Origin of the sequence: Actinomadura sp. 1N219, from assembly GCF_044326405.1 — a bacterium.
Taxonomy (GTDB): domain Bacteria; phylum Actinomycetota; class Actinomycetes; order Streptosporangiales; family Streptosporangiaceae; genus Spirillospora.
This window is the reverse complement of record NZ_JBIRAY010000014.1, coordinates 100,123-122,170: the sequence shown is the minus strand read 5'-3', so window position 1 is coordinate 122,170 and position 22,048 is coordinate 100,123. Positions and strand designations below refer to the sequence as shown.

The 22,048-nt window shown below is 71.3% G+C and carries 15 protein-coding genes and 1 pseudogene; 6 read left to right on the top strand and 10 right to left on the bottom strand.

Going from position 1 to position 22,048, the window contains the following annotated elements; all coding sequences use genetic code 11:
- Window positions 1-138 precede the first annotated feature (138 nt).
- Both ACH35V_RS34355 and ACH35V_RS34350 read left to right on the top strand, forming a co-directional pair.
- Window positions 139-2,760, top strand: coding sequence for a M14 family zinc carboxypeptidase (locus ACH35V_RS34355; RefSeq protein ID WP_395979027.1), 2,622 nt, complete (start codon window positions 139-141; stop codon window positions 2,758-2,760).
- A 190-nt stretch (window positions 2,761-2,950) separates the two neighbouring features.
- Window positions 2,951-3,610 carry a three-helix bundle dimerization domain-containing protein gene (locus tag ACH35V_RS34350; protein ID WP_395979026.1) on the top strand — a complete coding sequence of 220 codons (660 nt, stop codon included), beginning with the start codon at window positions 2,951-2,953 and terminating at the stop codon, window positions 3,608-3,610.
- Window positions 3,611-3,627: 17 nt separating this feature from the next.
- Here the strand turns inward: ACH35V_RS34350 and ACH35V_RS34345 are convergent, their stop codons facing one another.
- On the bottom strand, window positions 3,628-4,389 hold the full coding sequence (locus ACH35V_RS34345; protein ID WP_395979025.1) for a phosphotransferase: 762 nt from the start codon (window positions 4,387-4,389) through the stop codon (window positions 3,628-3,630).
- Between the two features lie 203 nt (window positions 4,390-4,592).
- Here ACH35V_RS34345 and lanKC point away from each other — a divergent pair, with 203 nt between their 5' ends.
- The 4 genes from lanKC to ACH35V_RS34325 all read left to right on the top strand — a co-directional run bounded on the left by lanKC (window position 4,593) and on the right by ACH35V_RS34325 (window position 11,069).
- Window positions 4,593-7,178: a class III lanthionine synthetase LanKC gene (lanKC, locus tag ACH35V_RS34340; protein WP_395979024.1), complete on the top strand. Its 2,586-nt coding sequence runs from the start codon at window positions 4,593-4,595 to the stop codon at window positions 7,176-7,178.
- Window positions 7,179-7,188: 10 nt separating this feature from the next.
- Window positions 7,189-7,308 carry a SapB/AmfS family lanthipeptide gene (locus ACH35V_RS34335; RefSeq protein ID WP_395979023.1) on the top strand — a complete coding sequence of 40 codons (120 nt, stop codon included), beginning with the start codon at window positions 7,189-7,191 and terminating at the stop codon, window positions 7,306-7,308.
- 102 nt (window positions 7,309-7,410) lie between these two features.
- Window positions 7,411-9,135 carry an ABC transporter ATP-binding protein gene (locus tag ACH35V_RS34330; protein ID WP_395979022.1) on the top strand — a complete coding sequence of 575 codons (1,725 nt, stop codon included), beginning with the start codon at window positions 7,411-7,413 and terminating at the stop codon, window positions 9,133-9,135.
- The gene (locus ACH35V_RS34325) at window positions 9,132-11,069 is read left to right on the top strand and encodes an ATP-binding cassette domain-containing protein (RefSeq protein ID WP_395979021.1); all 1,938 of its coding nucleotides are present in this window, start codon (window positions 9,132-9,134) and stop codon (window positions 11,067-11,069) included. Before ACH35V_RS34330 ends, ACH35V_RS34325 begins: the two co-directional genes overlap by 4 nt.
- Here ACH35V_RS34325 and ACH35V_RS34320 read toward each other — a convergent pair.
- From ACH35V_RS34320 to ACH35V_RS34280, 9 genes and pseudogenes are all read right to left on the bottom strand, one after another.
- Window positions 10,995-11,519, bottom strand: a pseudogene (locus ACH35V_RS34320) (response regulator); the annotation flags it as partial. The gene ACH35V_RS34325 and the pseudogene ACH35V_RS34320 overlap by 75 nt on opposite strands.
- A gap of 374 nt (window positions 11,520-11,893) precedes the next feature.
- Window positions 11,894-12,598, bottom strand: coding sequence for a GntR family transcriptional regulator (locus tag ACH35V_RS34315; RefSeq protein WP_395979020.1), 705 nt, complete (start codon window positions 12,596-12,598; stop codon window positions 11,894-11,896).
- A 17-nt stretch (window positions 12,599-12,615) separates the two neighbouring features.
- A complete protein-coding gene (locus tag ACH35V_RS34310; RefSeq protein ID WP_395979019.1) occupies window positions 12,616-13,800 on the bottom strand; it encodes an acyl-CoA dehydrogenase family protein in 1,185 nt (394 codons plus the stop codon).
- A gap of 61 nt (window positions 13,801-13,861) precedes the next feature.
- The gene (locus ACH35V_RS34305) at window positions 13,862-15,496 is read right to left on the bottom strand and encodes a flavin-containing monooxygenase (RefSeq protein ID WP_395979018.1); all 1,635 of its coding nucleotides are present in this window, start codon (window positions 15,494-15,496) and stop codon (window positions 13,862-13,864) included.
- A 27-nt stretch (window positions 15,497-15,523) separates the two neighbouring features.
- Window positions 15,524-16,723 (bottom strand): ABC transporter substrate-binding protein, encoded by a 1,200-nt coding sequence (locus ACH35V_RS34300; RefSeq protein ID WP_395979017.1) that lies wholly within the window; start codon window positions 16,721-16,723, stop codon window positions 15,524-15,526.
- A gap of 7 nt (window positions 16,724-16,730) precedes the next feature.
- Window positions 16,731-18,473 carry an ABC transporter permease gene (locus tag ACH35V_RS34295; protein ID WP_395979016.1) on the bottom strand — a complete coding sequence of 581 codons (1,743 nt, stop codon included), beginning with the start codon at window positions 18,471-18,473 and terminating at the stop codon, window positions 16,731-16,733.
- Window positions 18,470-19,630, bottom strand: a complete 1,161-nt coding sequence (locus ACH35V_RS34290) for an ABC transporter ATP-binding protein (protein ID WP_395979015.1) — start codon at window positions 19,628-19,630, stop codon at window positions 18,470-18,472. The genes ACH35V_RS34295 and ACH35V_RS34290 overlap by 4 nt, the downstream gene beginning before the upstream one ends.
- Complete coding sequence (locus ACH35V_RS34285) at window positions 19,627-20,649, bottom strand: alpha/beta hydrolase (protein WP_395979014.1); 1,023 nt, start codon at window positions 20,647-20,649, stop codon at window positions 19,627-19,629. Before ACH35V_RS34285 ends, ACH35V_RS34290 begins: the two co-directional genes overlap by 4 nt.
- Window positions 20,633-21,934 (bottom strand): CaiB/BaiF CoA transferase family protein, encoded by a 1,302-nt coding sequence (locus ACH35V_RS34280; RefSeq protein ID WP_395979012.1) that lies wholly within the window; start codon window positions 21,932-21,934, stop codon window positions 20,633-20,635. Before ACH35V_RS34280 ends, ACH35V_RS34285 begins: the two co-directional genes overlap by 17 nt.
- Between the last annotated feature and the right edge of the window lie 114 nt (window positions 21,935-22,048).

Here is a 22,048-nt window from a genome sequence, read left to right as displayed (position 1 = left end):
GGCGGGCCGGACGGCTGTTACCGGGCGTAACGGACGGGGTACGAGACGATCAAGACATTGACTGATCGTCGAAGGCCATTCACGCTGGTCACAACTGATCGATCAGTGTCCCGTCCCCCTCACTCATCAGGAGACCGGATGCTGTCGCGGGTCACATCCCGCGCGGCGGCCGCCCTGGTAGCCCTCGTCATGCTCGTCGGCGTGCCTCTGCACGCGGACGCGTTCGGCGCGGGCTCCTCGGTGAGCCGTAATGCGCAGGCCAGGAACATTCCAGCGCCCCAGAGCTACTTCGGGTTCGCCATGGGCACGACCGGCAGGCTCGCCGGGTTCGACAAGATCAAGCAGTACTTCCGGCTCGTCGCCGACAAGTCCGACCGGGTGACCTACCAGGTCGCGGACAAGACGACGATGGGCAACGACTATCCGGTCCTCTTCGTCAGCTCGCCGCGGAACCTGCGGAACCTTGACCAGATCGTCCGGGACAACCAGCGGCTCGCCGAGCCGCGCGGGATCTCCGAGCAGGAGGCCCGGCGGCTGTCCGAGCGGAGCAAGCCGGTGTACCTCCTTGAGGGAACCCTGCACTCCACCGAGGTCGGAAACACTCAGGCGCTGGTTGACATCGTGCACCGGTTCGCCACCGAGGACTCCGACTACACCGAGAACGTGCTGGACAACGCGGTGCTGATGGTGATCCCGTCCGGCAACCCGGACGGCCAGCACCTCGTGGTCGACCACTTCAACAAGACGGCCGGAACCGAGTACAACCGCGTCTACCCGGACCTGTACCACAAGTACGTCGGGCACGACGACAACCGCGACTGGTTCATGTTCACGCAGCGGGAGATCCGCACGCGGGTCCGGCTGGAGCAGACGTACCGTCCGGTCGTCGGGCACTACATGCACCAGGCCGGGACGACCGGGCCGCGGCTGTGGACGCCGCCCTACGACGAGCCGCTCGGCAGCGGGATCGACCCGATCACGCTGCAGTCGGCGACCTTGCAGGGGCAGGAGGCGGCGCGGGCGCTGACCGCCGAGGGCAAGAAGGGCGTCGGCAGCGACGACGCGTACGGCATCTTCTGGAACGCCGACGTCATGGGCTTCTCGACGTTCCTCGGCACGTCGCTGTTCCTCACGGAGATCGCCAGCGCGCGGGACCTCGCGTACCCGTACACCTCGTCGGACGGCAAGCCGCTCGGCTCGCAGAACCGATCGATGCGGATGCTCCAGCCGTACGACAAGAACACCTGGACGCTGGAGCAGATCGTCGCGTACGCGAAGACCGCCGCCTACGCGGGGATCGAGAACGTCGCGAAGAACCCCGAGTCGTGGCTGTTCAACAACCTCTACCAGACGACCCGCAACGGGGTGGCGCTGCCGGACGTCGAGCCGGGCACGCCGCACGCGTACGTGATCCCGGCCGGGCAGCGCGACCCGTTCGCGGTGCTGGAGATGATGCGGATCTTCGAGTTCGGACGGGTGGAGATCGAGCAGGCCAGGGCGCCGTTCACGGCGGGCGGGAAGACCTACGCGGCGGGCTCGTACGTGCTGCGCACCCGGCAGCCGCTCGGCCGCTGGATCGACCAGCTCCTCAAGATCGACAAGTATCCGGAGCAGGCGGCGCGCAAGTGCGGCAACTGCCCGCTGATCATGCCGTACAGCGAGACCACCGACAATCTCGGGCTGCTGCTCGGCGTTGACGTCGACCCCGTCGAGCAGGCGTTCACCGCGTCCCTGCAGCGGGTCAGCCGGGTGGTGCCGCAGCCGGTGCGGATGCCGGCGGCGCCGCGCGGCGCCTACCTGGTGGCGCCGGAGTCGTACGGCGTCGCGCACGTGCTCTCCCGCCTGCAGAAGGGCGCGGTGCCGACGTTCCGGTCGGCGAAGGAGTTCGAGGCAGCCGGACGGACGTTCGCGCCGGGCACGGTCGTCGTCCCGCCGACGGCGGCGGCGAGGCAGGTGCTGGAGGGCGTGTCGGCGGACACCGGCCTCCAGGTCTACGGCTCGGACGAGCTGCCCAAGGTGGACGGCTTCACGCTCAAGCCCGGCACCAAGGTCGGGCTGATCCGCGGCGCGAACAACATGCCAGGCGGCTGGATGACGTGGATGCTCGACACCTACGGCATCGACTACAAGGTCGTCTCCGCCGACGACTACGGCGACCTGGCCGCGAAGTACGACACGATCGTCCTGGCCGACGGCGTCTCCAGGAACACCATCGTCACCGGCCTCGACCCGGCGAAGAACCCGCCCGAGTTCAGGTGGGCGCGCGGCGTCGGCGAAGAGGGCTGGACGAAGCTGGCGGACTACGTGTCCGGCGGCGGCAACCTGGTCGCGATCGGCAGCGCGTCGGAGACCGCGCGGCAGCTCCTCAAGCTGCCGATCGACAACGCGGCCCCGACCGACCCGGCCAAGCTCAACGCGCCGGGCGCGCTGCTGCGCGCGACGTACGACCCCGAGGTCCCGGCGGCCTGGGGCATGCCGGAGTCCGGCGCGGTCTGGTTCAACCGGGACGCGGCGTACAGGCTCACCGGCGACGGTCAGGTGGCGTCGAAGTATCCGGACGGCGACCTGCTGGCCAGCGGATACGCCGCAGGGACGGAAACGCTGAACGGTCTGGCCAACGTCGCGACGTTCGAGGTCGGCAAGGGCCGCGCCACGGTCGCGGGCAGCGAGATCACCTTCCGGAGCTGGCCGCGGCAGACCTGGCCGATCGTGGTCAATTCGATCTATCAGGGCCCGGCTAAGCCGGGCCGGTCCGGCTAACCGGACAGAAGGGGCTGAATTCACCGATCGTGGCCGGTGGGACGGTTGTCCCACCGGCCGCGGCGGTCGGCGGAAATGGTGCCTTGATCACCATTCCCCGAGACCGGGAATGGTGGCATTGGCCACCATTCTGGTAACGATTCAGGCGGGGCGGGTAGTGATCATGCCGGTCGGGCTGGATGCTGTGAGCATGGGCGGGACCGACGGCCTGGGGACCTGTCTGGCCGAGAGCGTGGTGGAGCACCTGAACGGCTGGCCGGCGCTGAGATTGTGCCGTGCCGGCTGCGGCTTCGGCCGGGCATTCGCGTGCGGCGGCGACCAAATCCTTCATTTGCACGGACGGGATCAGGCGGAGCTGTATCTGACCTGGCCGTCCGTCCGGCGCCTGCACAAACCGCTCCGGGAGTGCGCCTCGGTGCGCACCCGTCCCGGCAGCGGCTGGGTGGGCGTCTGGCTGGGCGGCGACGACGACGTCGCGCTGCTGGTGTCCCTGGTCAGCGTCGCCATCAAGGCCAACCTGGCGACGCTCGACACCGTGCAGCCGCGGGTGGGCCCGTGCTCGCTCGGGTACTCCCACCTGGCCGAGCAGTTCATGCCGCAGCCGCCGCCGGGGCGCGGGGGCCTGGCGATGACGCCGTCCGGGAACCCGGTCGAGCGCGAGGAGCACGTCATGCGCGAGGTGACCGACCGCCTCGTCCGCAGGCTCGGCGGCAGCCACCCGCCCAAGCAGGTGAGCCAGGTCATCGACGCGGTCTACCGCCGGTTCGACGACCGGCCCGTCCGGGACTTCGTGCCCGTGCTGGTCGAGCGGTTCGCCCGCGAGAAGCTCACCCCCGACCCGCCCGCCTGACCTGCCGGGTTCCGTTTTCAGGCGCGCCAGAACGAGGGCGGGAGCGCCTGGACCTCGACGACGGCCTCGTCCAGCTCTTCGGCGAAACGCAGCAGCGACGTCTGGCCGCCCCGCGCCATCTGGCGGATGACGGCGGCCTGGCGGCGGGCCCGTCCGACGACGGCGTCGGCGAAATCGGTGCGGTCGCCGTCGTAGCCGTAGGCGTCCAGCAGGACGTGCAGGCGCCGCGACCGGTCCTCGAACGCGGTGAAACCCTGGAACTCGGCGACGCGCAGGGCGTGCAGCGGCACCCAGGTCAGCGCCAGGTGCGCCAGGTCGAACTCGCGCGGCGAGGGCGCGGCGGTGTCCCAGTCGACGAAGCCGACGAGACCTCCGTCGTTCCACACCGCGTTGTACGGCGAGGCGTCGTGGTGGCCGATGATCAGGCCGGGACGCCAGGCGCCGGCGAGCCACGTCGCGTCGTCCGGCGGGACGAACGTCGCCGTGACGTCGTGGAGCCGCCGCATCCACGCCGCGACCTGGCGGAGCGCCTCGTCTGAATGCGGCCACGCGGGCCAGGGGCGGCGTTCGCCGATGGTGTCGCCGTGCAGGAACGTCAGGACCTCGCGTCCCTGCGCGTCGAAACCCAGAACCCGGGGCGCGCCCTCGAAACCGGCGGCCTCCAGGTGGCGCAGCACCGCGTGCACGGTGGGCGTCCACGGGTTCGCCCGCCGGTGGACGGTGTCGCCGATGCGGACCCCGCCCACATGCCTGCCCCCGGGCAGCGGTTGCTCCTCCACCTCCGCGTTGTATCCCACGGGCCCCGGCCCGCGCACCAGGTTTTCCCGGCAGCACCCCGCGGCCAGACGGCCGTGCACTGTTCACGGATCTTCATTCACGGCCCGCCGGACATGTTTTAACGGCGTATCGGTGACTTCCATTACTTGTACGGCACCCCATTGAACTGAAATCTTTCTCTTCGAGCGAACGAGAGGAACGGGTCATGCGGAAGCAGTACGAGCTTTACTGCCTCACCGACCGGTATTTCTATGACGCCCCTCCGGTCACGCGTGACACCGATTACGAGATTTCCCACCGCGCCCTTCCCGAGGGCTGGGAACTGGTGTCGGGCGACGAGTGGACGGTCTACATCCCGCCCAACGACCGGACACCGCCGCAGGGCTGGAAAGTGCACGTGACAGGGTGTGCGGACAGCGCCGAAGAGGTGCTCCGGAACACCTGGAAGTACTGCGTCCCACGCGGTATCCAGTTCAAGCATCTGCGCGGCCCTGGAACGCTGCGGATGCGCAACGCGAAATACGCGCCGCGCGGTTCGAGCGGAAAGCTCGTCACCATTTACCCGGCGGACGAAGGGCAGCTCGAACGCATTCTCGCCGACCTCGGCCCGCTCCTTTCCGGGCTGCCGGGACCCTACATTCTCAGCGACCTGCGCATCGGGGACGGCCCGCTGCACGTGCGCTATGGCGGGTTCGCGGAGCGGCGATGTCTCGACGAGCGCGGCGAGCTCGTCGCGGCGATGGAGGACGGCGACGGCGAGCTGGTGCCCGACCGGCGCGGGCCCGTCTTCACCGTGCCCGGCTGGGTGCGGGTCCCGGACTGCCTGAAGTCCCACGTCGCCGCCCGGACCGCCACGACGACCCACGACCTCCCCTACCGCATCGAGAACGCGCTGCACTTCTCCAACGGCGGCGGGGTGTACGCGGCGGTCGACACGCGGACCGGCGAGAAGGTCGTGCTCAAGGAGGCGCGGCCGTACGCGGGGCTGGCCGCCGACGACGCCGACGCGGTCACCCGGCTGCGGCGGGAGCGCGACGTCCTGACGAAGCTCGCGGGGGTCGAGGGCGTGCCGATGGTGCACGACTACTTCACGCTCGGGGAGCACCACTTCCTCGTCCAGGAGTTCATCGAGGGCAGGGCGCTCAACACCTTCTTCGCCGAACGCCATCCGCTGCTGGACCCCGAGCCGGCGCACGACAAGATCGTGGAGTACACCGAATGGGCGCTGAAGGTGCACGCGGGGGTCGAGCGCGTCGTCGGGGAGATGCACCGCCGCGGCGTGGTCTTCAACGACCTGCACATGTTCAACGTGATGGTCCGTCCGGACGACTCGGTCGCGCTGATCGACTTCGAGACCGCCGCGCCGGCCGAGGAGAACGGGCGGCAGACCCTGGCCAGCCCGGCGTTCCTGGCGCCGCCGGACCGGCGCGGCGCCGAGGTGGACGTCTACAGCATGGCCTGCCTGCGGCTCGCCCTGTTCCTGCCGATGACCACGCTGTTCGTGCTGCACCGCGGCAAGGCCCGGCAGCTCGCCGACGTGATCAAGGAGTGGTTCCCGGTCGCCCCGGCCTTCGTGGACGAGGCGGTCGAGGAGATCACCCGCGGCGCCCGGACGGCGTCGCCCGCGAGGCCGGCCCCCGAATTCTCCCCGGACCCGCAGGGCTGGGTTCGGGTCCGGGGAGAGCTCAGCCGGGCCGTGCTGGCGTCCGCCACCCCGGACCGCGACGACCGGCTGTTCCCCGGCGACGTGGAGCAGTTCTTCGGCTCGACGCTCGGCCTCGCGCACGGCGCCGCCGGTGTGCTCTACGCGCTCGACGCGACGGGGCTCGGCCGATGGCCCGAGTACGAGAAATGGCTCGCCCGCCATGCCTGCGATCCGCCGCGCGGAACCGGGCTCGGGCTGTACGACGGCCTCCAGGGCGCCGCATATGTGCTCGCGGGGTTCGGGCACGTCCAATCCGCGCTGGACGTGGCGGAGATCTGCCTCGGCGAGACCTGGGAGAAGCTCGGCAACGACCTCTACGGCGGGCTGCCCGGGTACGCGCTGGTGCTGCATCACCTTGCGGACTTCACCGGCGAGGCCGAGCTGCGCGCGGCGGCGTGGCGGGCGGCGGAGATCGTCGACGACCGTCCGGGGCAGTCGCCGCCGCCGCGGCCCGGCCTGCTGCACGGCGCGTCGGGCGCGGCGCTGATGTTCGTCCGGTTGTACGAGCGGACCGGCGACCCGTTCCTGCTCGACCGCGCCGCCGAGGCGCTGCGCCGCGACCTGGCGGGCTGCGTCGAGGACGAGTACGGCCTGCAGGTCAAGGACGGCCACCGCGTCCTGCCCTACATCGACCACGGCAGCGTCGGCATCGGCCTGGCGATCGACGAGTACCTCGCGCACCGGTCGGACGAGGAGTTCGCCGAGGCGCGCGACGGCATCCGCTTGGCGGCGATGTCCCATTACTACGCGCAGGCCGGCCTGTTCGCCGGCCGCGCCGGAATGATCCTGTACCTCGCCCGGCACGACCGGGCGGAACCGTGGGTCGCGCGGCACATCAGCGACCTGGCCTGGCACGCGCTCCCTTATGACGACGGGCTGGCCACGCCCGGCGATCACCTGTACCGGCTCTCCATGGACCTGGGGACCGGCACGGCGGGAGTGCTGCTCGCGGTCGGCTCGGCCCTGCACGACCGGCCGGTGGGGCTTCCCTTCCTCCGCCGTCCGCCGTCGTACCGGCCGACCGGAGCCGATCTGGAGCCGTCCGCGGAGTCGTCCGCGGTGGTTCCTCCCGACAACCCTGCCTGAAAGGAGGTGAATGAACATGGCGCTCATGGACCTTCAGGGACTGACGGTCGAGAACAGCGATCACCCTGGCCGCAGCAGCCTCTCCGTGCACTGCGGTAGCCGGGCCAGTGTCACGATCTGCGACAGCTGACGCCCAGCGTTCGACGGCGGCCACGGCCCGGGTCCCCGGGTCGTGGCCGCCCTGGTCGTAAGGGCCGTCCCGGTTCGCGGGGCGGCCCGTTCGGAGGTGGTCATGGCATCCAGCGCCGTCACCCGGTCCCCGGTCTCGCACCGCCGGCGGCGTCTCCAGGACGCGGACCGGCTGCTGCTGCGCACCGCACGGACCGGCGGCTGGTGGAACGCGCTGCTCGCCGCCGCCGCGCTGACCGACGCCGTCGCCGCGACGTTCCTGCCGATCGCGATGGCCGGGGCGGTCGACGCCGCGCTCGGGGGCAGCGGTTCCGGTGCGTATGGAGCGGTCTTGCTGTGCGGGGGGCTGATCGTCGCGTCCGCGACGGCGGAGGTGCTCAGCGAGCTGGCGACGGGCTGCGGCCAGGCCCGCGCGACCGCCTGGCTGCGGCGCCTGCTCGTGGCGCGCGTGCTGGCCGCAGGTCCCGCGCTGCGCATCCGGCCGGGCGACGTGACCAGCCGCGTGGTGACGGGCGCGGCCGAGGCGGGGGTGGCTCCGGTGGCGGCGACGCAGGCGGTCGTCGCGGCGGTGCCGCCGGTCGGCGCGCTCGCCGTGCTCGCCGTCGTCGACTGGCGGATCGCGCTGACGATCGCGGTCGCGTTGCCGCTGGTCGGGCTGCTGCTGCGCGTGTTCGTCCGCGACATCACCCGGACGGTGCACCGCTACCTCGCGTTGCAGGGCACGATCGCCGCCCGCCTCGCCGAAGCGCTGGGCGGCGCCCGGACGATCGCCGCCGCGAAGACCGCCGACCGGGAGCTGGCCCGCGTCCTCGCACCCCTTCCGGAACTGCGGGCCGAGGGCCACGAGACCTGGGACGCACAGGGCAGGATCGCGGCGCGCGGGCTGCTCACCCTCCTCCTGCTCCAGGTGGCGGTGGTCGGCGTGGCGGGCGCGGAGCTGATGGCCGGACGGATCAGTCCCGGGGAGCTCGTCGCGGCCGTCCAGTACACGGGGCTCGCCGCCGGGTTCGGACCGGTCCTGTCGAACCTGGTCCGGCTTGGCCGGGCCCGCGCCGGGACGCGGCGCGCCGCCGAGGTCCTCGCCGAACCCGCTCCGCCCCACGGGACCGGCGACCTGCCGCCGGGCGACGGGCTGCTGGAGTTCCGCGGTGTCTCCAAGGGCGGCGTCCTGCACGATCTCGACCTCGTCATCCCGAGCGGCATGGCGGTCGCGGTGGTCGGACGCTCGGGCACCGGCAAGTCGCTGCTGGCGGCGCTCGCCGGACGCCTCGCCGACCCGGACCGGGGCGAGGTGCGCCTGGACGGCGTCCCGCTCCCCCGGCTCAGCCGGAAGGCACTGCGGCGGGCGGTCGGATACGCGTTCGACCGCCCGTTCCTCTTCGGTGACACGGTCCTGGACGCGATCGCCTTCGGGCCGGACCGTCCGCCGGAGCGGCGGCTGCGCGCCGCGGCCGAGGCCGCCTGCGCGGACGGCTTCATCCGCCGCCTGCCCCTGGAGTACGGCACGCCGCTCAAGGACGTCCCGATGTCGGGCGGGGAACGGCAGCGGATCGGGCTGGCCCGCGCGTTCGCGCACGCCGGGCGGCTGCTGATCCTGGACGACGCCACGTCCAGCCTCGACACCGCGACCGAGCTGCGGATCACCGAGGCGCTGCTCGGCCCGCTCAGCGACCGGACCCGGCTGATCATCGCGCACCGGGCCGGGACGGCGGCCCGCGCCGACCTCGTGGTCTGGCTCGACGGCGGCCGCGTCCGCGCGCAGGGCCCGCACCGCGTCCTGTGGGGGGACCCCGCCTACCGCGCCGTGTTCGGGGTGAGCGGCGCGTGAAGGCCGCGACGACCTCCCGGCGGGGCACCGTCCGGCTGCTGCTCCGGCTCCTGGTCGCGTCGATGCGGGCGCGGCCGCGTCCGACGGCGCGGCTCGCGTTCTGGTCGCTGGCCGAGGCGGTGCCGACGATCGTGTTCGGGCAGGCCGTCGCGCGGGCGGTGGACGCCTTCCGCGCCGACCGCCCGGTGGACGCGGCCTGTTGGCTCGCCGCGCTGGCCGCCGCCGCCGTCGCCGGGGCCGTCGGCGCGCAGCGGCTCTACCGGCCCCTGGCGCAGATCGTCGAGCCGTTCCGCGACGAGCTGGTGCGGGCGGTGGCGGGCGCGGGGCTGCGGCGGTCGGTGCGCGGCGGGCCCGACGCGGGCGCGGTCGCGCGGCTCACCCACCAGGTGGAGATCGTCCGGGACACCTTCGGCGGGATCCTCATCGTCCTGCGGGGGTTCCTGTTCGCGACGGCGGGGGCGCTGGCCGGGATGCTGACGCTGATGCCGGAGGTCGTGCTGCTGGTCGTCCCGCCGCTGGCGGTGGGGCTCGGGCTGTTCACCGCCGTGTTCGGCGCGGCGGCCGTCCGGCAGCGCCGGCTGATCGTCGGCGAGGAGCGGATCGCGGAGCGGACCACGGCCCTCGCCGAGGGGCTCCGCGACGTCGTCGCCTGCGGCGGCGAGGGCGGCCTGCGGGACGGCCTGGGCGCGGAGGTCGACGCGCAGGCCGCGGCGGCGCGGGCGGTCGCGCGCATGGCGGCGGTCCGGGCGCTGGCCCTCGCGATCGGCGGGTGGGGCCCGGCGCTGCTGATCCTCGGCGCCGCGCCGTGGCTGGTGAGCCGGGGCGCCACGGCGGGGACGCTGATCGGCGCGCTGACCTACGTCCTGCACGGCCTGCATCCCGCGCTGGAGAGCATGGTGCGCGGCATGGGCGGCAGCGGCCTGCGGCTGGCCGTCACGCTGGGCCGCATCCTGGAGACGAGCGCGCCGGAGCGCGACCCGGACGATGCGGCCCCGCCATTGGAGGCCGCTCCCGGCGACTCCGTCCTGCGGCCGGCGGTGGAGCTGAACGCGGTGACGTTCGCCTACGGCCCCGCCGCCGAACCGGTCATCCGGGACCTCGACCTGACCATCCCGCCCGGAGAGCACCTGGCGGTGGTCGGCCCCAGCGGGATCGGGAAGTCGACCCTCGCCGCGCTCATCGCCGGGCTGCTGGACCCCCGCAGCGGACGGATCAGGGTGGACGGCCGTCCGGCGGGCGACGCGCGGGCCCGGGTCCTCATCCCGCAGGAGGCCTACGTGTTCGACGGCACCCTGCGCGACAACCTCACCTACCTCGCGCCCGACGCCGCGCCCGCCGCGATCGCGCGGGCCGTCATCGCCGTCGGCCTGGAGGAGCTGACCCACCGGGCGGGCGGCCTCGCCACCCGGCTCGACCCGGCCGCCCTGTCGGCCGGGGAACGCCAGCTGATCGCGCTCGGCCGGGCCTACCTGGCGCCCGCGCCGCTGGTCATCCTCGACGAGGCCGGCTGCCATCTGGACCCTGCCGCCGAGGACGCGGCGGAGGAGGCGTTCGCGCGGCGGCCCGGCGGCACGCTCATCGTCATCGCGCACCGGATGAGCTCCGCGCTGCGCGCCCGCCGGATCCTGGTGCTGGACGGGTCGTCCGCCGACCTCGGCGAGCACGAGGAGCTGCTGGGCCGCTCCCCGCTCTACCGCGACCTGCTCGGCCACTGGACGGCCGGCTCAGAGCCGGGACCGGGATCGGCGGCCTCAGAGCCGGGACCGGGTTCGGCGGGCTCAGAGCCAGCCCTCCTCCTGGGCGATCCGGATGGCCTGCACCCGGTTGCTCGCCCCGACCTTGCGGTTGATGCGGGACAGGTGGTTGCGGACGGTCCCGATCTCCAGCATGAGGTCGGCGGCTATCTGCGCCGCGGTGGCCCCGCGGGAGGCTAGGTCGAGCACCTCCAGCTCGCGCTCGGTCAGCGGGCTGCGGCCGGTGGACAGCTCGGTGAAGACCAGGTCGGTGTCCACGACCCGCTCCCCGTCCGCCACCCGCTGGATCGTCCGGACGAGGTCGTCCAGGGTGGTGTCCTTGAGCACCAGCCCGGCCGCCCGCGCCTCGACCGCCCGCCGCACGTCGCCCGGCCGGTGCCGGTTGACCATCAGGACGGCGACGCACCCGGGCAGCTCATCGTGCATCGCCCGGGTCACGGTGAACCCGTCCTGGCCGGGCAGGTCTATGTCGACCAGCGCGACGTCCGGGGTGCACTCGCGGCAGACGCGCAGCACCTTCTGGCCGGAATCGACGGCGCCGACGACCTTCAGCCCCGGCACCCCGTCGAGAAGGGCGGTGAGTCCGCCGCGAACGAGACCTACACTCTCGGCGATGAAAATGCGAATCATGGCACGGCTCCACCCGGAAAGGGTGAACCAATGTCCGGTCTCGCGTCAATTCGGCCTCGATGTGCGGGGTTGAATCGTCGAGGCGGCGACGTATCTTCCACAGCGCCGGGCCGTGACCGTCCTGATCAGCAGCGCGACCGCCCATGCGGGAGCCCCTTCTAGCCGAACCGAAAGGCGCCCTTGAAAGCCCGTTTCATAGAACGGCTTGGCCGGAACCGGCAAGCCTTTCCCGGTCGGAGCCGAACGTCCCTCGGTACGGGTCTAGAAATCGCGGTTAATTCCCTGAGGTCAGCAGATGACACTTTTCGCGGACGATCTCCGGGCAGACCCGTAACCTCAAGGTCAATGGCGGGTAAAACGGTGCCGCCATTTCCCTAGCGCTCTGGTCGGCTTTCTTCCGCCGCGCCGGCGGGCGTGCGCGCCCGCCCGCCGGGGAAGACCGCGGCCAGCCGGCTCGGCACCTTGCTGCGGTGCTGGTCCGACAGCTCGACGACCGCGTCCCGGTCGCCGCGGCGGAGCGCGTCGACGATCGACGCGTGCTCGTGCACGATCCGCTCCCGCGCCTCGGCCTCGTGGAGGTAGACCGACCGGTACGCCTCGGTCAGCGACCAGATGCGGCGCAGCTCGTCCACGATCAGGTCGAGGCCGGACGCCCGGAAGATGTAGAAGTGAAAGTCGTTGTTGAGCCGCTGAATGGTCAGCACATCGGCGTCTTCACCGGCCTGCTTGATGCGGCCGTTGATATTCTCCAGCTCTTCGAGCTGCTCGTCCGTCAGATCCGGAAGGGCGGTGATGACCTCTTTTTCCAGCACCCGCCGCATCAGATACGCCTGTTCGAGATCCTGGACGGTCAGCCGTTTCACCGAATAGCCGACATTGCGCTGGTAGTCCAGCACGCCCTCGCTCTGCAGGATTCCCAGCGCCTCCCTGATCGGCGCCCGGCTGACGCTCAGCCGCGACGCCATGTCCTCCTGCCGGATCTGCTGGCCCGGCAGGAGTTCCATGACGGTGATCATCTCGCGGATGCGCGCCACCGCCCATCGGACGGAGCCCGCACCGGAGGACGTCGAGGTGGCCATTTCGGGAGCTCTCCGCGTTACCGGAACGCCGAGATACCGGTCACGGAGCGCGCGATGCTGAGCATGTGCATTTCCTCCGTGCCCTCATAGGTCATGACCGTCTCCAGATTGTTCATGTGCCGCATCACGGTGTGGTCGAGCGTGATGCCGGCTCCGCCGAGAAGGCTCCGCGCGGTACGGGCGACCTCAGCCGCGGCTCGGACGTTCGCCAGCTTACCGAAACTGATCTGTTCCGGTTCGATCTCGCCGGCGTCTTTCAGCCGCCCGAGATGGAGCGCGTTCAACGCCGCGCCGTTGACCGCGACGACCATTTCCGCCAGTTTCGCCTGCACCAGTTGGAACGACGCGAGCTGCCGTCCGAACTGCGTCCGCGCGGAGCAGTGGCGCAGCGCTTCGAGGTAGCACGAGCGGGCCGCTCCCACCGCGCCCCACAGGATGCCGAAGCGCGCCTCGTTCAGGCAGGTCAGCGGGCCGGACAGGCCGCGGGCGCCGGGCAGCAACGCGTCGGCGGGGACGCGGACCTCGTCCAGCGACAGCTCGGCCGTGACCGACGCGCGCAGCGACAGCTTCCGCTCGATCTTGGCGGCGGTGAAGCCGGGGGTGTCCGTGGGGACCAGGAACCCGCGGATGCGAACGCCCTCCGGCCCGTCGGGGTCGGCGGCCTTGGCCCACACGACCGCGACGTCCGCGAACGTGCCGTTGGTGATCCACATCTTCGTGCCGTTGATCACCCAGTCGCCGCCGTCGCGGACGGCGGTGGTCCGCATCGAGCCGGGGTCGCTGCCGGCCTCGGCCTCGGTCAGCCCGAAGCACCCGATCAACTCCCCGGACGCCATTCCGGGCAGCCATGTCGTCCGCTGCTCCTCGGTGCCCCAGCGGTGGACGGCGGTCATCGCCAGCGATCCGTGCGCCGACACGAAGCTGCGCAGCCCGGAGTCGACCGCTTCGAGCTCGCGGCAGGCGACGCCGTAGGCGGTGGCGCTCAGCCCGGCGCAGCCGTAGCCGGTCAGGTGCATGCCGAACAGGCCGAGCTTCGCCAGCCCCTTCGCGGCCTCGATCGGCAACCCTCCGGACTCGTACCACTCGCTGACGTGCGGCGCGAGCTCCGCCGCCGCGTACGAGCGGACGGTGTCGCGGACGGCGCGCACGTCGGCGTCCAGCTGGTCGTCGACGGCGAGGAAGTCGCCTGGATCGATCGCCATCTGAGTCGTGTCTCCCTTCGTTCCCGGCGGCCTGGACGGCCCTGGACGGCCCTGGGCGGGCCTAGGCGCCGGAACGTCGCTCGAATTCCTGGAACTGCTTGTCCGCGGCGCGTTCGCACCACTTGCGATATTCGGTGAATCCGCCGGCATAGGCCACCGCCTGCCGTTTGGCGCCGGGGGCGATCCGCGACATCCACCAGCTGTCGGTCTGCGGGATGAGTGTCTGCTCGTATACCCAGTCCACGTGGCGCGACCAGGCGTCCTCGGCATCGGATCTCGGCTCGACCGGAGGCCCGCCGTCTCCCAGGTGCTCGATGAGCCGTCCGATGAATTCCGATTGGTAGTCGGCCAGCAGCGGCGGCGAGAAATGGGCGCACGGGCTCTGGTGGCCGTTGATGAAGAAAAGGTTCGGGAATCGCGTCGTCATCATGCCCAGGTGGGTGCGGACGCCCTCGGCCCAGTGTTCTCGCAGCGGAAGCCCGTCGCGGCCTCTGACGTCCATGCGCAGGACGGCCCCCGCCCCGCCGCTGAATCCGGTGGCGCAGATGAGCACGTCGAGCGGATGCCGTCCGCCGCTGGCCAGCACCACGCCATCGGCGTCGCAGCTCGCGATCGGGTCCGACTTCACGTCCACGAGGACGACGTTGTCACGGTTGAACGCCTCGTAATAGCCGGATTCCCCCGGCGGGCGCCGGGTGAACGGGCGGTAGTCCGGGACGAGCAGGTCCGCGACGTCGGGATCCTTCACCACCGCGCGGATCTTCCTCTCCAGGAAGCCGCGCACCGCGTCGTTGGCCTCCTCCTTGCGCGCGAGGTCGCGGAAGATCCGTCCCCAGTGCGTGCCGCCGGCCTGCCACAGCTCCTCGAAGGCCGCCTCGCGCGCCTCGTCCGAGAGGTCGAGCGCGCCGCGCGTCTCCGGCAGCATGACGCGCTTGCCGACCAGCACCATCCCCGGCCCTCTGGTGGTGTGTTCGAGGCGCCGGATCTCCGCGTAGTTCTCCTTGACGAACCGTTCGTACGCCTCGGGCATCGGCTCGTTCTGCAGCGGCACCGCCCAGCTCGCGCTGCGCTGGAACACGGTCAGCCGCTCGGCCGTCCGCGCGACGGACTGGACCACCTGGACGCCGCTCGCGGCCGTGCCGATGACGCCGACCCGTCCGCCGAGGTCGACGTCGTCGTGCGGCCACGCCCCGGTGTGGATCAACCGGCCCCGGAAATGGTCGAGACCGGGGATGTCCGGCAGTTTCGGCGCGGAGAGGAAGCCGGTCGCCATGACGCAGTAGCGGCTTCTGAGCTGCGCGGGCTCGGCGTCCTCCCCGTCGTCGACGGTGAGCGTCCACAGGCCCGCGCGGTCGTCGAACGCGGCGCTGCGCACGCGGCAGTCGAACTCGATGTCGCGGCGGAGATCGAGCTTCTCGGCCACCCACCGCAGGTACCGCAGGACGTCGTGCTGCGCCGCGTACCGTTCCGGCCAATGCCATTCCTGCTGCAATTCGTCGGAGAACGCGTAGGAGTATTCGACGCTCTCGATGTCCACCCGCGCGCCCGGATACCGGTTCCAGTACCAGGTGCCGCCGACGTCGCCGCCGGATTCCAGCACCTTCGCCCGCAGCCCGCGTCCGCGCAGCCGGTGCAGCGCGTTCAGCCCGCTGAACCCGGCGCCGACGATCAGCACGTCGTACTCGGGAACGGTCATCTCATCGCCTCCGCCGCTCGTCCCGGATCACGAGTTCACCGGCTTCGCCCACTGCAGGAACTCCTGGAGGACGCGGTTGAAGTTCTCCGGCGCGATCTGCGGCATCGCGTTCTCCAGGACGTGGTAGTCCGGCCACGACGCCGGAGTCTCGACGCCCGGCCGCAGCGGGGTGTTCAGGCCCTTGGACGCGATCAGCCGCTGCGCCTCGGGCGTGAGCATCCAGGACGCCCACAGCTTCGCGGCCTCCATGTGCGGGGCTCCCTTGATGACGGCCGAGGAGCCGTAGAGAAGCGACGACAGTCCCGGCACTGCCTTGAAGGCGACCGGAGCACCGGCTTGTTCCTTCCGCAGGTGGCGCATGTAGGACGCCCACGGCATCACCGTCGTCTCGCCCGTGACCAGCCGGTCGTAGTAGGGCCGGGTGGAGTCGACCAGTTTGCCGTGGCGCTTCAGCCCGCGCATCTGGTCGAGGGTCAGCTTGTTCGCCTTGTAGATCGGCATCAGCGACTGCGCGCTGATCACGCCGAGGGCCGGGTCGTCCAGGACGAATCCCCGCAGCCTGCCGGAGACGAGGTCCGCCATGCTCTTCGGGATGTCGGCCTCGGACATCTTGTCCTTGTTGTACATGAATCCGTAGACGTCGCCGTAGGGGACGTAGAAGCGCTGCTTGGAGTCGCGGTAGCGGTTCGGCAGGTCGTCCACGGTCGCCGGCTCGAACGGCTGGAGCAGCCCCTTGTCGGCGGACACGCTCACCGACTCCAGGCCGAGCATCAGCGCGTCACCGACCTGGCGCCCGCTCGACACCTCCGACTGGACGGCGCTCACCGTCGCCCCCGGCGGCTGCACCTTCGGCACGATCTTGATGGACGGGTAGCGCTTGGTGAAGTCCTGCCAGATCGGCCGGAACAGCTCGGCGTACGCGCCGTAGACCACCACCTGGTTCTGGCCCGCCTTCGCGGCGCTCTTGCAGAGTTCGGCCAGCGCGCGGGCGTTCTCGGCGTTCCCCGCCCACGCGGTGTCGCCGGACGCGCTCGACGTGCACTGCTTCGACGCCTCCGCCTTCCCCACTCCGCCGCCGCACGCCGCCGCCGTCGTCAGCGAGAGCACGGCCACCGCCGCGGCACCGGCGACCCTCCGCCGGCCGCCCGGACGGGCTCCTGCGGCGACCCTCCTGCGGCCGCCGGTGCGGTCCGGGCCTGCCGCCGATCTCCAGCCGAATTCAGTCATGGCACTCTCACCTCGACGTTGGGACGGGGTTTCTCCGGGCGGCGCCCGCCGTCACCGTGAGCACCGCGGAGCGGAGCACGAGGTAGGCGATCCCGAGGGCGCAGATCAGCACGGTCAGCAGCACGAGCAGCGCGCACGCCTGCGTCGGCACCGCCGAACTGTAGAAGAGGCTGTAGGACAGCGTGGCGACGTTCGCGTGCGTCGCCGGGAGGAGCATCAGCGGGACGTCCAGCACCCCGGCCATGATCACGCTGCACACCAGCCAGCCGGCGAGGAAGCTGCGCAGCATCAGCGGCAGCACGATCCCGCCGAACGCGCGGAGCGCGGACGCCCCCGACGCGCGGGCCGACTCCTCCAGGTCGGCGCTGATCTGCACCAGCGCCCCGGCCGCCGACCGGCTCGCCACCGGCACCAGCAGGATCACCAGGGCGATCACGCAGAGCCATGTCGTCCCGTACAGCTGGCGCAGCCCGGCCACGGCCAGGTAGCCCCAGGTCAGCGCCGCCGCCAGGACGACGCCCGGCAGCACCAGCGACGCGAGGCTCAGCAGGTCGACGTACCGGCCGAGCCGCCGGCTCGTCTTGGCTCCCGCGTAGACGAGCAGCGTCGCGAACACCATCGTGACGAGCCCCGCCGCGACCGACAGCGACAGCGTGAGCTGGAAGGCCCCGGCCGTCTGCGGGTCGTCGAACACGGCGGTGTAGTTCGCCAGGGTGAAGCGGCTGTACATGCCCAGCACGCTCTGGAAGGACGTCAGCACCACCTGCGACGCCGGGAGCAGCACCCCCACCAGGGCCAGCACGGCGATGGAGCCGGTGCCGAGGTATCCGATGCGCCCCAGCGCCCACCGGGTGGACGCGTAGTCCTTTCCGGTGACGGTCGCGAAACTCCGCTTGCTCGTATATCGCCATTGCAGCCAGATGAGCACGACCATCGCCAGCATCATGATCATCGAGATGCCGCTGGCGGCGGAATAGCGGGCGGGGGTGGACGCCGCGATGTAGAAGAAGATGCGCGTCGACAGCGTGTCGATGCCCGCGTTCTCGCCGATGATCTGCGGCACGTCGAACGTGCCCATGCAGTAGATGCCGACGAGGATGCTCACGCCGAACAGCGTCGGCGCGAGGGAGGGCAGGTCGATGGAGAACAGCGTCCGCCGGCGGCTCGCGCCGGACGTGAAAGCGGCCTCCTCGTAGCTGCTGTTCAGCGTCGAAACGGGCCCGAGCAGCAGGAAATAGCAGAACGATGAAAGCTTCAGGCCCTGGACGAAAATCAGCCCCGGCCACGAGTAGATGTTCAGCGGGGAGGCGCCGAAAAGGGCCTCGAACGGCTTGTTGAGCAGGCCGACTTCCGGGTTGCCGAGCAGGCTCCAGCTGATGGCGTACAGCAGGGTCGGGAGCGCGAGCATGAGCAGCATGACCGGCGTGATCAGGCTTCGTCCCGGTGCCGTGGTGCGCGTGGAGAGAAAGGCGAAGTATCCGCCGATCAGGAGGGCCACTGCGGTGGCGCCTACGGCGAAGAGGATCGAGTTCAGCAGGGCGTCATAGGTGCGGGCGTCGCCGAAGACGTCGGGGAAGGCGGACAGCGTCCAGGAACCGCTCTGCCCTGGCGGCGCGCTCCGGAACGCGCCGACGAGCAGCATGACCAGGGGCCAGCCGAGCAGGAGCGTCGCGAAGCCGACCAGGATCAGGGCGGGTGCGCGGCGGCCCGTGAACCAGGGGCGCGTCCGTATGCCGGTCGCGGCCGTCACGAGACCCGTCCCTTGGCGGCGGCAAGCTCGGCGGCGGCTCGCTCAGCGGTGGCGGGCTCGTCCTTCGCCGGGATCAGCGCGATCTGGTCCGGCTCGATCCAGACGACCGCGTCGGCTCCCTGCGGCGCGGCGGGACGGCCCCCGCCCACGATCTGCTTGGCGACCAGGCGCGAGCCGAACGCGTCGACCTCGTGCTCGGTCGCGGTGCCGAGGAAGGTCGAGCGCAGCACCTTCACGTCCAGCCGATTCGGGCGGTCCACAGAGTCGGAGTGGTCGAAGACGATCGCCGTGCTCCGGATCGCGAGCCAGACGCGGTCGCCCGCCGCGCACCCGGCGGTGCGGGTGCAGGTCAGGCTCGTGTCCCAGCCGTCCGGCCGCACGCGGGCGTGCCCGTCGGCGGCGGCCCCGACCAGGCCCGGCAGGATGTTCTCGTAGCCGAGGAACTCCGCCGTCCAGCGCGCGGACGGGCTGTCGAACACCTCGCGCGGCGTCCCGATCTGGACGGCCCGCCCGTCGTGCATGACCGCGATCCGGTCCGACATGCTGACCGCTTCTTCCTGGTCATGCGTGACGTAGACCATGGTCGACCCGGTCTGCTCGTGGATGCGCTTCAGCTCGCCCCGCATCTGCGTCCGCAGCGCGGCGTCCAGGTTCGACAGCGGCTCGTCCAGCAGGAGGACGCTCGGCTCGCGGACCAGCGCCCGCGCCAGCGCGACGCGCTGCTGCTGCCCGCCGGACAGCGCCGACACCGACCGGGAGGCGTAGTTCCCCAGCCCGACCAGTTCGAGGGCCTCCATCGCCTTGGCTCGGGCGGCCTGCTTGCGCTGCCGCTTCAGGCGGAGCGGGTAGCTCACGTTCTGGATGACCGACATGTGCGGCCAGAGCGCGTAGCTCTGGAAGACCATGCCGATGTCGCGCTTGTGCGGCGGCAGCTCGTAGCGTCGCGACCGGTCGACCACGGTTCCGGCGCCGAGCCGGATGGTGCCCTCGTCCGGCGACTCCAGCCCGGCGACGCAGCGGAGCGTGGTCGTCTTGCCGCAGCCGCTCGGGCCGAGCAGCGCGACGAACTCGCCGCCGCCGATGTCGAGGCTGACCCGGTCCACGGCGATGACGCCGCCGAACCGCTTGGTCAGGCCGTCGATGGAGACGATGCTCATGGCGCACCGCCGATCGCCCGGCGGTCGTCGCCGGTCACGCCGAGGCGTTCCCGCAGCCAGCGGACGATGCGCTCGTTCTCCGCCCGCGCCCCCTCGACCCGCTCCGGGATCTTGAGGAACTCGTGGTCGGCGTTCGGGACGACCGACAGCGTCACCGGCACGTCCGCGTCGGCGAGGCGCCCGGTCATGGCGAGCGAGTGGCCGAGCAGGGCGTCCTCGTCGCCGCAGGAGATGTAGGCGGCGGGCAGGACGTGCAGCTCCGGGCTGTGCACCGGGCTGACCAGGGGGTCGCGGAGCCGTCCGGTGAAGTTCGGGCCGAGGTAGGCGGCGAGCGTGATCTCGGGCTCTCCCGCGTAGTACCGCGGCTCGGAGATCCACCGGTGGGCGTCCAGGAGTCCGAACAGCAGGACGAGCCCGCTCAGCGCGACCGGCATGCCCGCGAGATCACCGCCGCGGACGTCCGTGCGGAAGTTGCCGTGCACGCCGTTGCCGGGGCCGGAGCCGTGCAGGACGAGCGCCGTCCCGGCGGCGAGGTTCGCGCCCGCTGAGCTTCCCGCGATGGCCATCCGCGCCGGGTCGCCGTCGTACGACGACGCGTTCTTCACGGCCCAGCGCGTCGCGTACACGCAGTCTTCAAGCGCGCGCGGGAACGGGTGCTCGGGCGCTAGCGCGTAGCCCACGCTCACCACGAGGACCCCTTCCGCGGCGATGGACGCGCAGTACCGCCGGTCCATCGAGGGAGAGCCGGCGTACCAGCCACCGCCGTGGACGTACATCAGCACGGGATGCGGCCCGGGACGGCGGGGCTGGTAGATCTCCGCCGCGAGCTCGGTGTCGAGGCCGCCCAGTTCGACGTTCTCGTGGAGTAGCACGCGTGCCGCCTCGTCCTCGGAGAGCGCGGTTGGGGCGGGCGCGCGGCGCCTGCTCACCAGTTCCTCGACCGACCGCGCCGGGGGGATGTCCGGCACCGGCTCCCCGCGGAACAGCGACTGCCAGTGGGCCTTACTGGAGTGGGGCATGTCCCTCCTCTGCTCGGGCCGCGGCCTGCGTCGGGCCAGGGGCTTGTGCCTGGCCAGAGGCTTGCGCGGGTTCCCCGGCGGCGACCAGCGCGCCGCGTCCCACCAGGCCGGCGATCGCCGCGTCGTCGTAGCCGAGCTCGCGCGCCACCTCGACGGTGTGCTCGCCGAGACGCGGCGGGTGGCGCAGCGCGGCCGTGGCGCGGTCGCCCATGTCGACGGGGGACCGGGCCATCCGGAGCCGACCGGCGGACGGGTGGTCGACAGATTCGAAGAAGCCGGTCGCGACGAGATGCTCGTCCTCGAACAGGTCCTGAATGGCGTTGACCTTGCTGGACGCGATATCCGCGCGTTCGAAGACCTCCTGCCATTCGGCGGTGGTGCGCCGGGTCAGGTGGGCGTCCATCAACGAGTACAGATCGTCGATGTGCACCGTGCGGGTTCCGATGGTGCGGTAGCGCGGGTCGTCGGCGAGCGCCGGTTCGCCGATGGCGGTGAAGAAAGACCGCCATTGCTCGTCGGTGTAGACCATTACGGCGAGGTAGCCGTCCTTGGTGCGGAATGGCTTGCGGTACGGGGACTCCGTGCGCGGATAGCCGGTCGGGCCGCTCGGCGGATCGAAGATCCAGCCGCCCTGCTGCTCCAGCAGCATGAACGACGCCATCGACTCGAACATCGGCACTTCGATCGCACGGCCGCGTCCGGTGACCGTCCGGCCGTGGACCGCGGCAAGGACGGCGGCGGCGCCGAATATCCCCATCGTCTTGTCGGCGGCGGCCGAGCCCCAGTAGACGGGCCTTTCGCCGTTCACGCCCTGCACGGCCGCCATGCCCGAAGCGCCCTGGATGACGTCGTCGTAAGCGGGACGATTCTCGTACGGGCCGCCCGAGCCGAATCCGCGGAAGGCGCAATAGACCAGCCGCCCGTTCAACTCCAGCATTCGCTCAGGCGTCAGGCCGAGTTTCGCGACCGCGCGCGGACGGAGATTGTGCACGAGCACGTCGGCCGATTCGACCAGGCGGGTGAAGACGTCCATCGCGGCGGGGTCCTTGAGGTCGATCGCCACGCTGCGCTTGCCGCGGTTCGCGTTCAGGAATATCGGCCCCATTCCGGGGACCTTCGCGTCGCCGACGTAGCGGAGGACGTCGCCCGCGGGCGCCTCGGCCTTGATCACGTCGGCGCCCCACTGGGCCAGGAGCATCGCGCAGTAGGGCCCCATGAACGTGGTGCTGAGGTCCACGACCCGGAGGCCGGCCAGCGGGCTCGGCTCGTTCCCCGTCAGGACCACGGCGCCTCCCGGTGCGGGATTGCTTCCCAATATTGGCTCCAATATCGCATGCAGAGCCTGGGCGCACAAGACCCGCTGGGACAACGTGCCTGCTTACGAGGGGTATGGACGGGC

Coding starts and splice junctions, on each gene's coding strand:
- ACH35V_RS34305 (WP_395979018.1), bottom strand. CDS start 15,496: ATGACCGTTCCCGAGTACGACGTGCTGATCGTCGGCGCCGGGTTCAGC.
- ACH35V_RS34310 (WP_395979019.1), bottom strand. CDS start 13,800: ATGGCGATCGATCCAGGCGACTTCCTCGCCGTCGACGACCAGCTGGAC.
- ACH35V_RS34285 (WP_395979014.1), bottom strand. CDS start 20,649: ATGCCCCACTCCAGTAAGGCCCACTGGCAGTCGCTGTTCCGCGGGGAG.
- ACH35V_RS34350 (WP_395979026.1), top strand. CDS start 2,951: ATGGGCGGGACCGACGGCCTGGGGACCTGTCTGGCCGAGAGCGTGGTG.
- lanKC (WP_395979024.1), top strand. CDS start 4,593: ATGCGGAAGCAGTACGAGCTTTACTGCCTCACCGACCGGTATTTCTAT.
- ACH35V_RS34290 (WP_395979015.1), bottom strand. CDS start 19,630: ATGAGCATCGTCTCCATCGACGGCCTGACCAAGCGGTTCGGCGGCGTC.
- ACH35V_RS34315 (WP_395979020.1), bottom strand. CDS start 12,598: ATGGCCACCTCGACGTCCTCCGGTGCGGGCTCCGTCCGATGGGCGGTG.
- ACH35V_RS34330 (WP_395979022.1), top strand. CDS start 7,411: ATGGCATCCAGCGCCGTCACCCGGTCCCCGGTCTCGCACCGCCGGCGG.
- ACH35V_RS34300 (WP_395979017.1), bottom strand. CDS start 16,723: ATGACTGAATTCGGCTGGAGATCGGCGGCAGGCCCGGACCGCACCGGC.
- ACH35V_RS34355 (WP_395979027.1), top strand. CDS start 139: ATGCTGTCGCGGGTCACATCCCGCGCGGCGGCCGCCCTGGTAGCCCTC.
- ACH35V_RS34335 (WP_395979023.1), top strand. CDS start 7,189: ATGAACATGGCGCTCATGGACCTTCAGGGACTGACGGTCGAGAACAGC.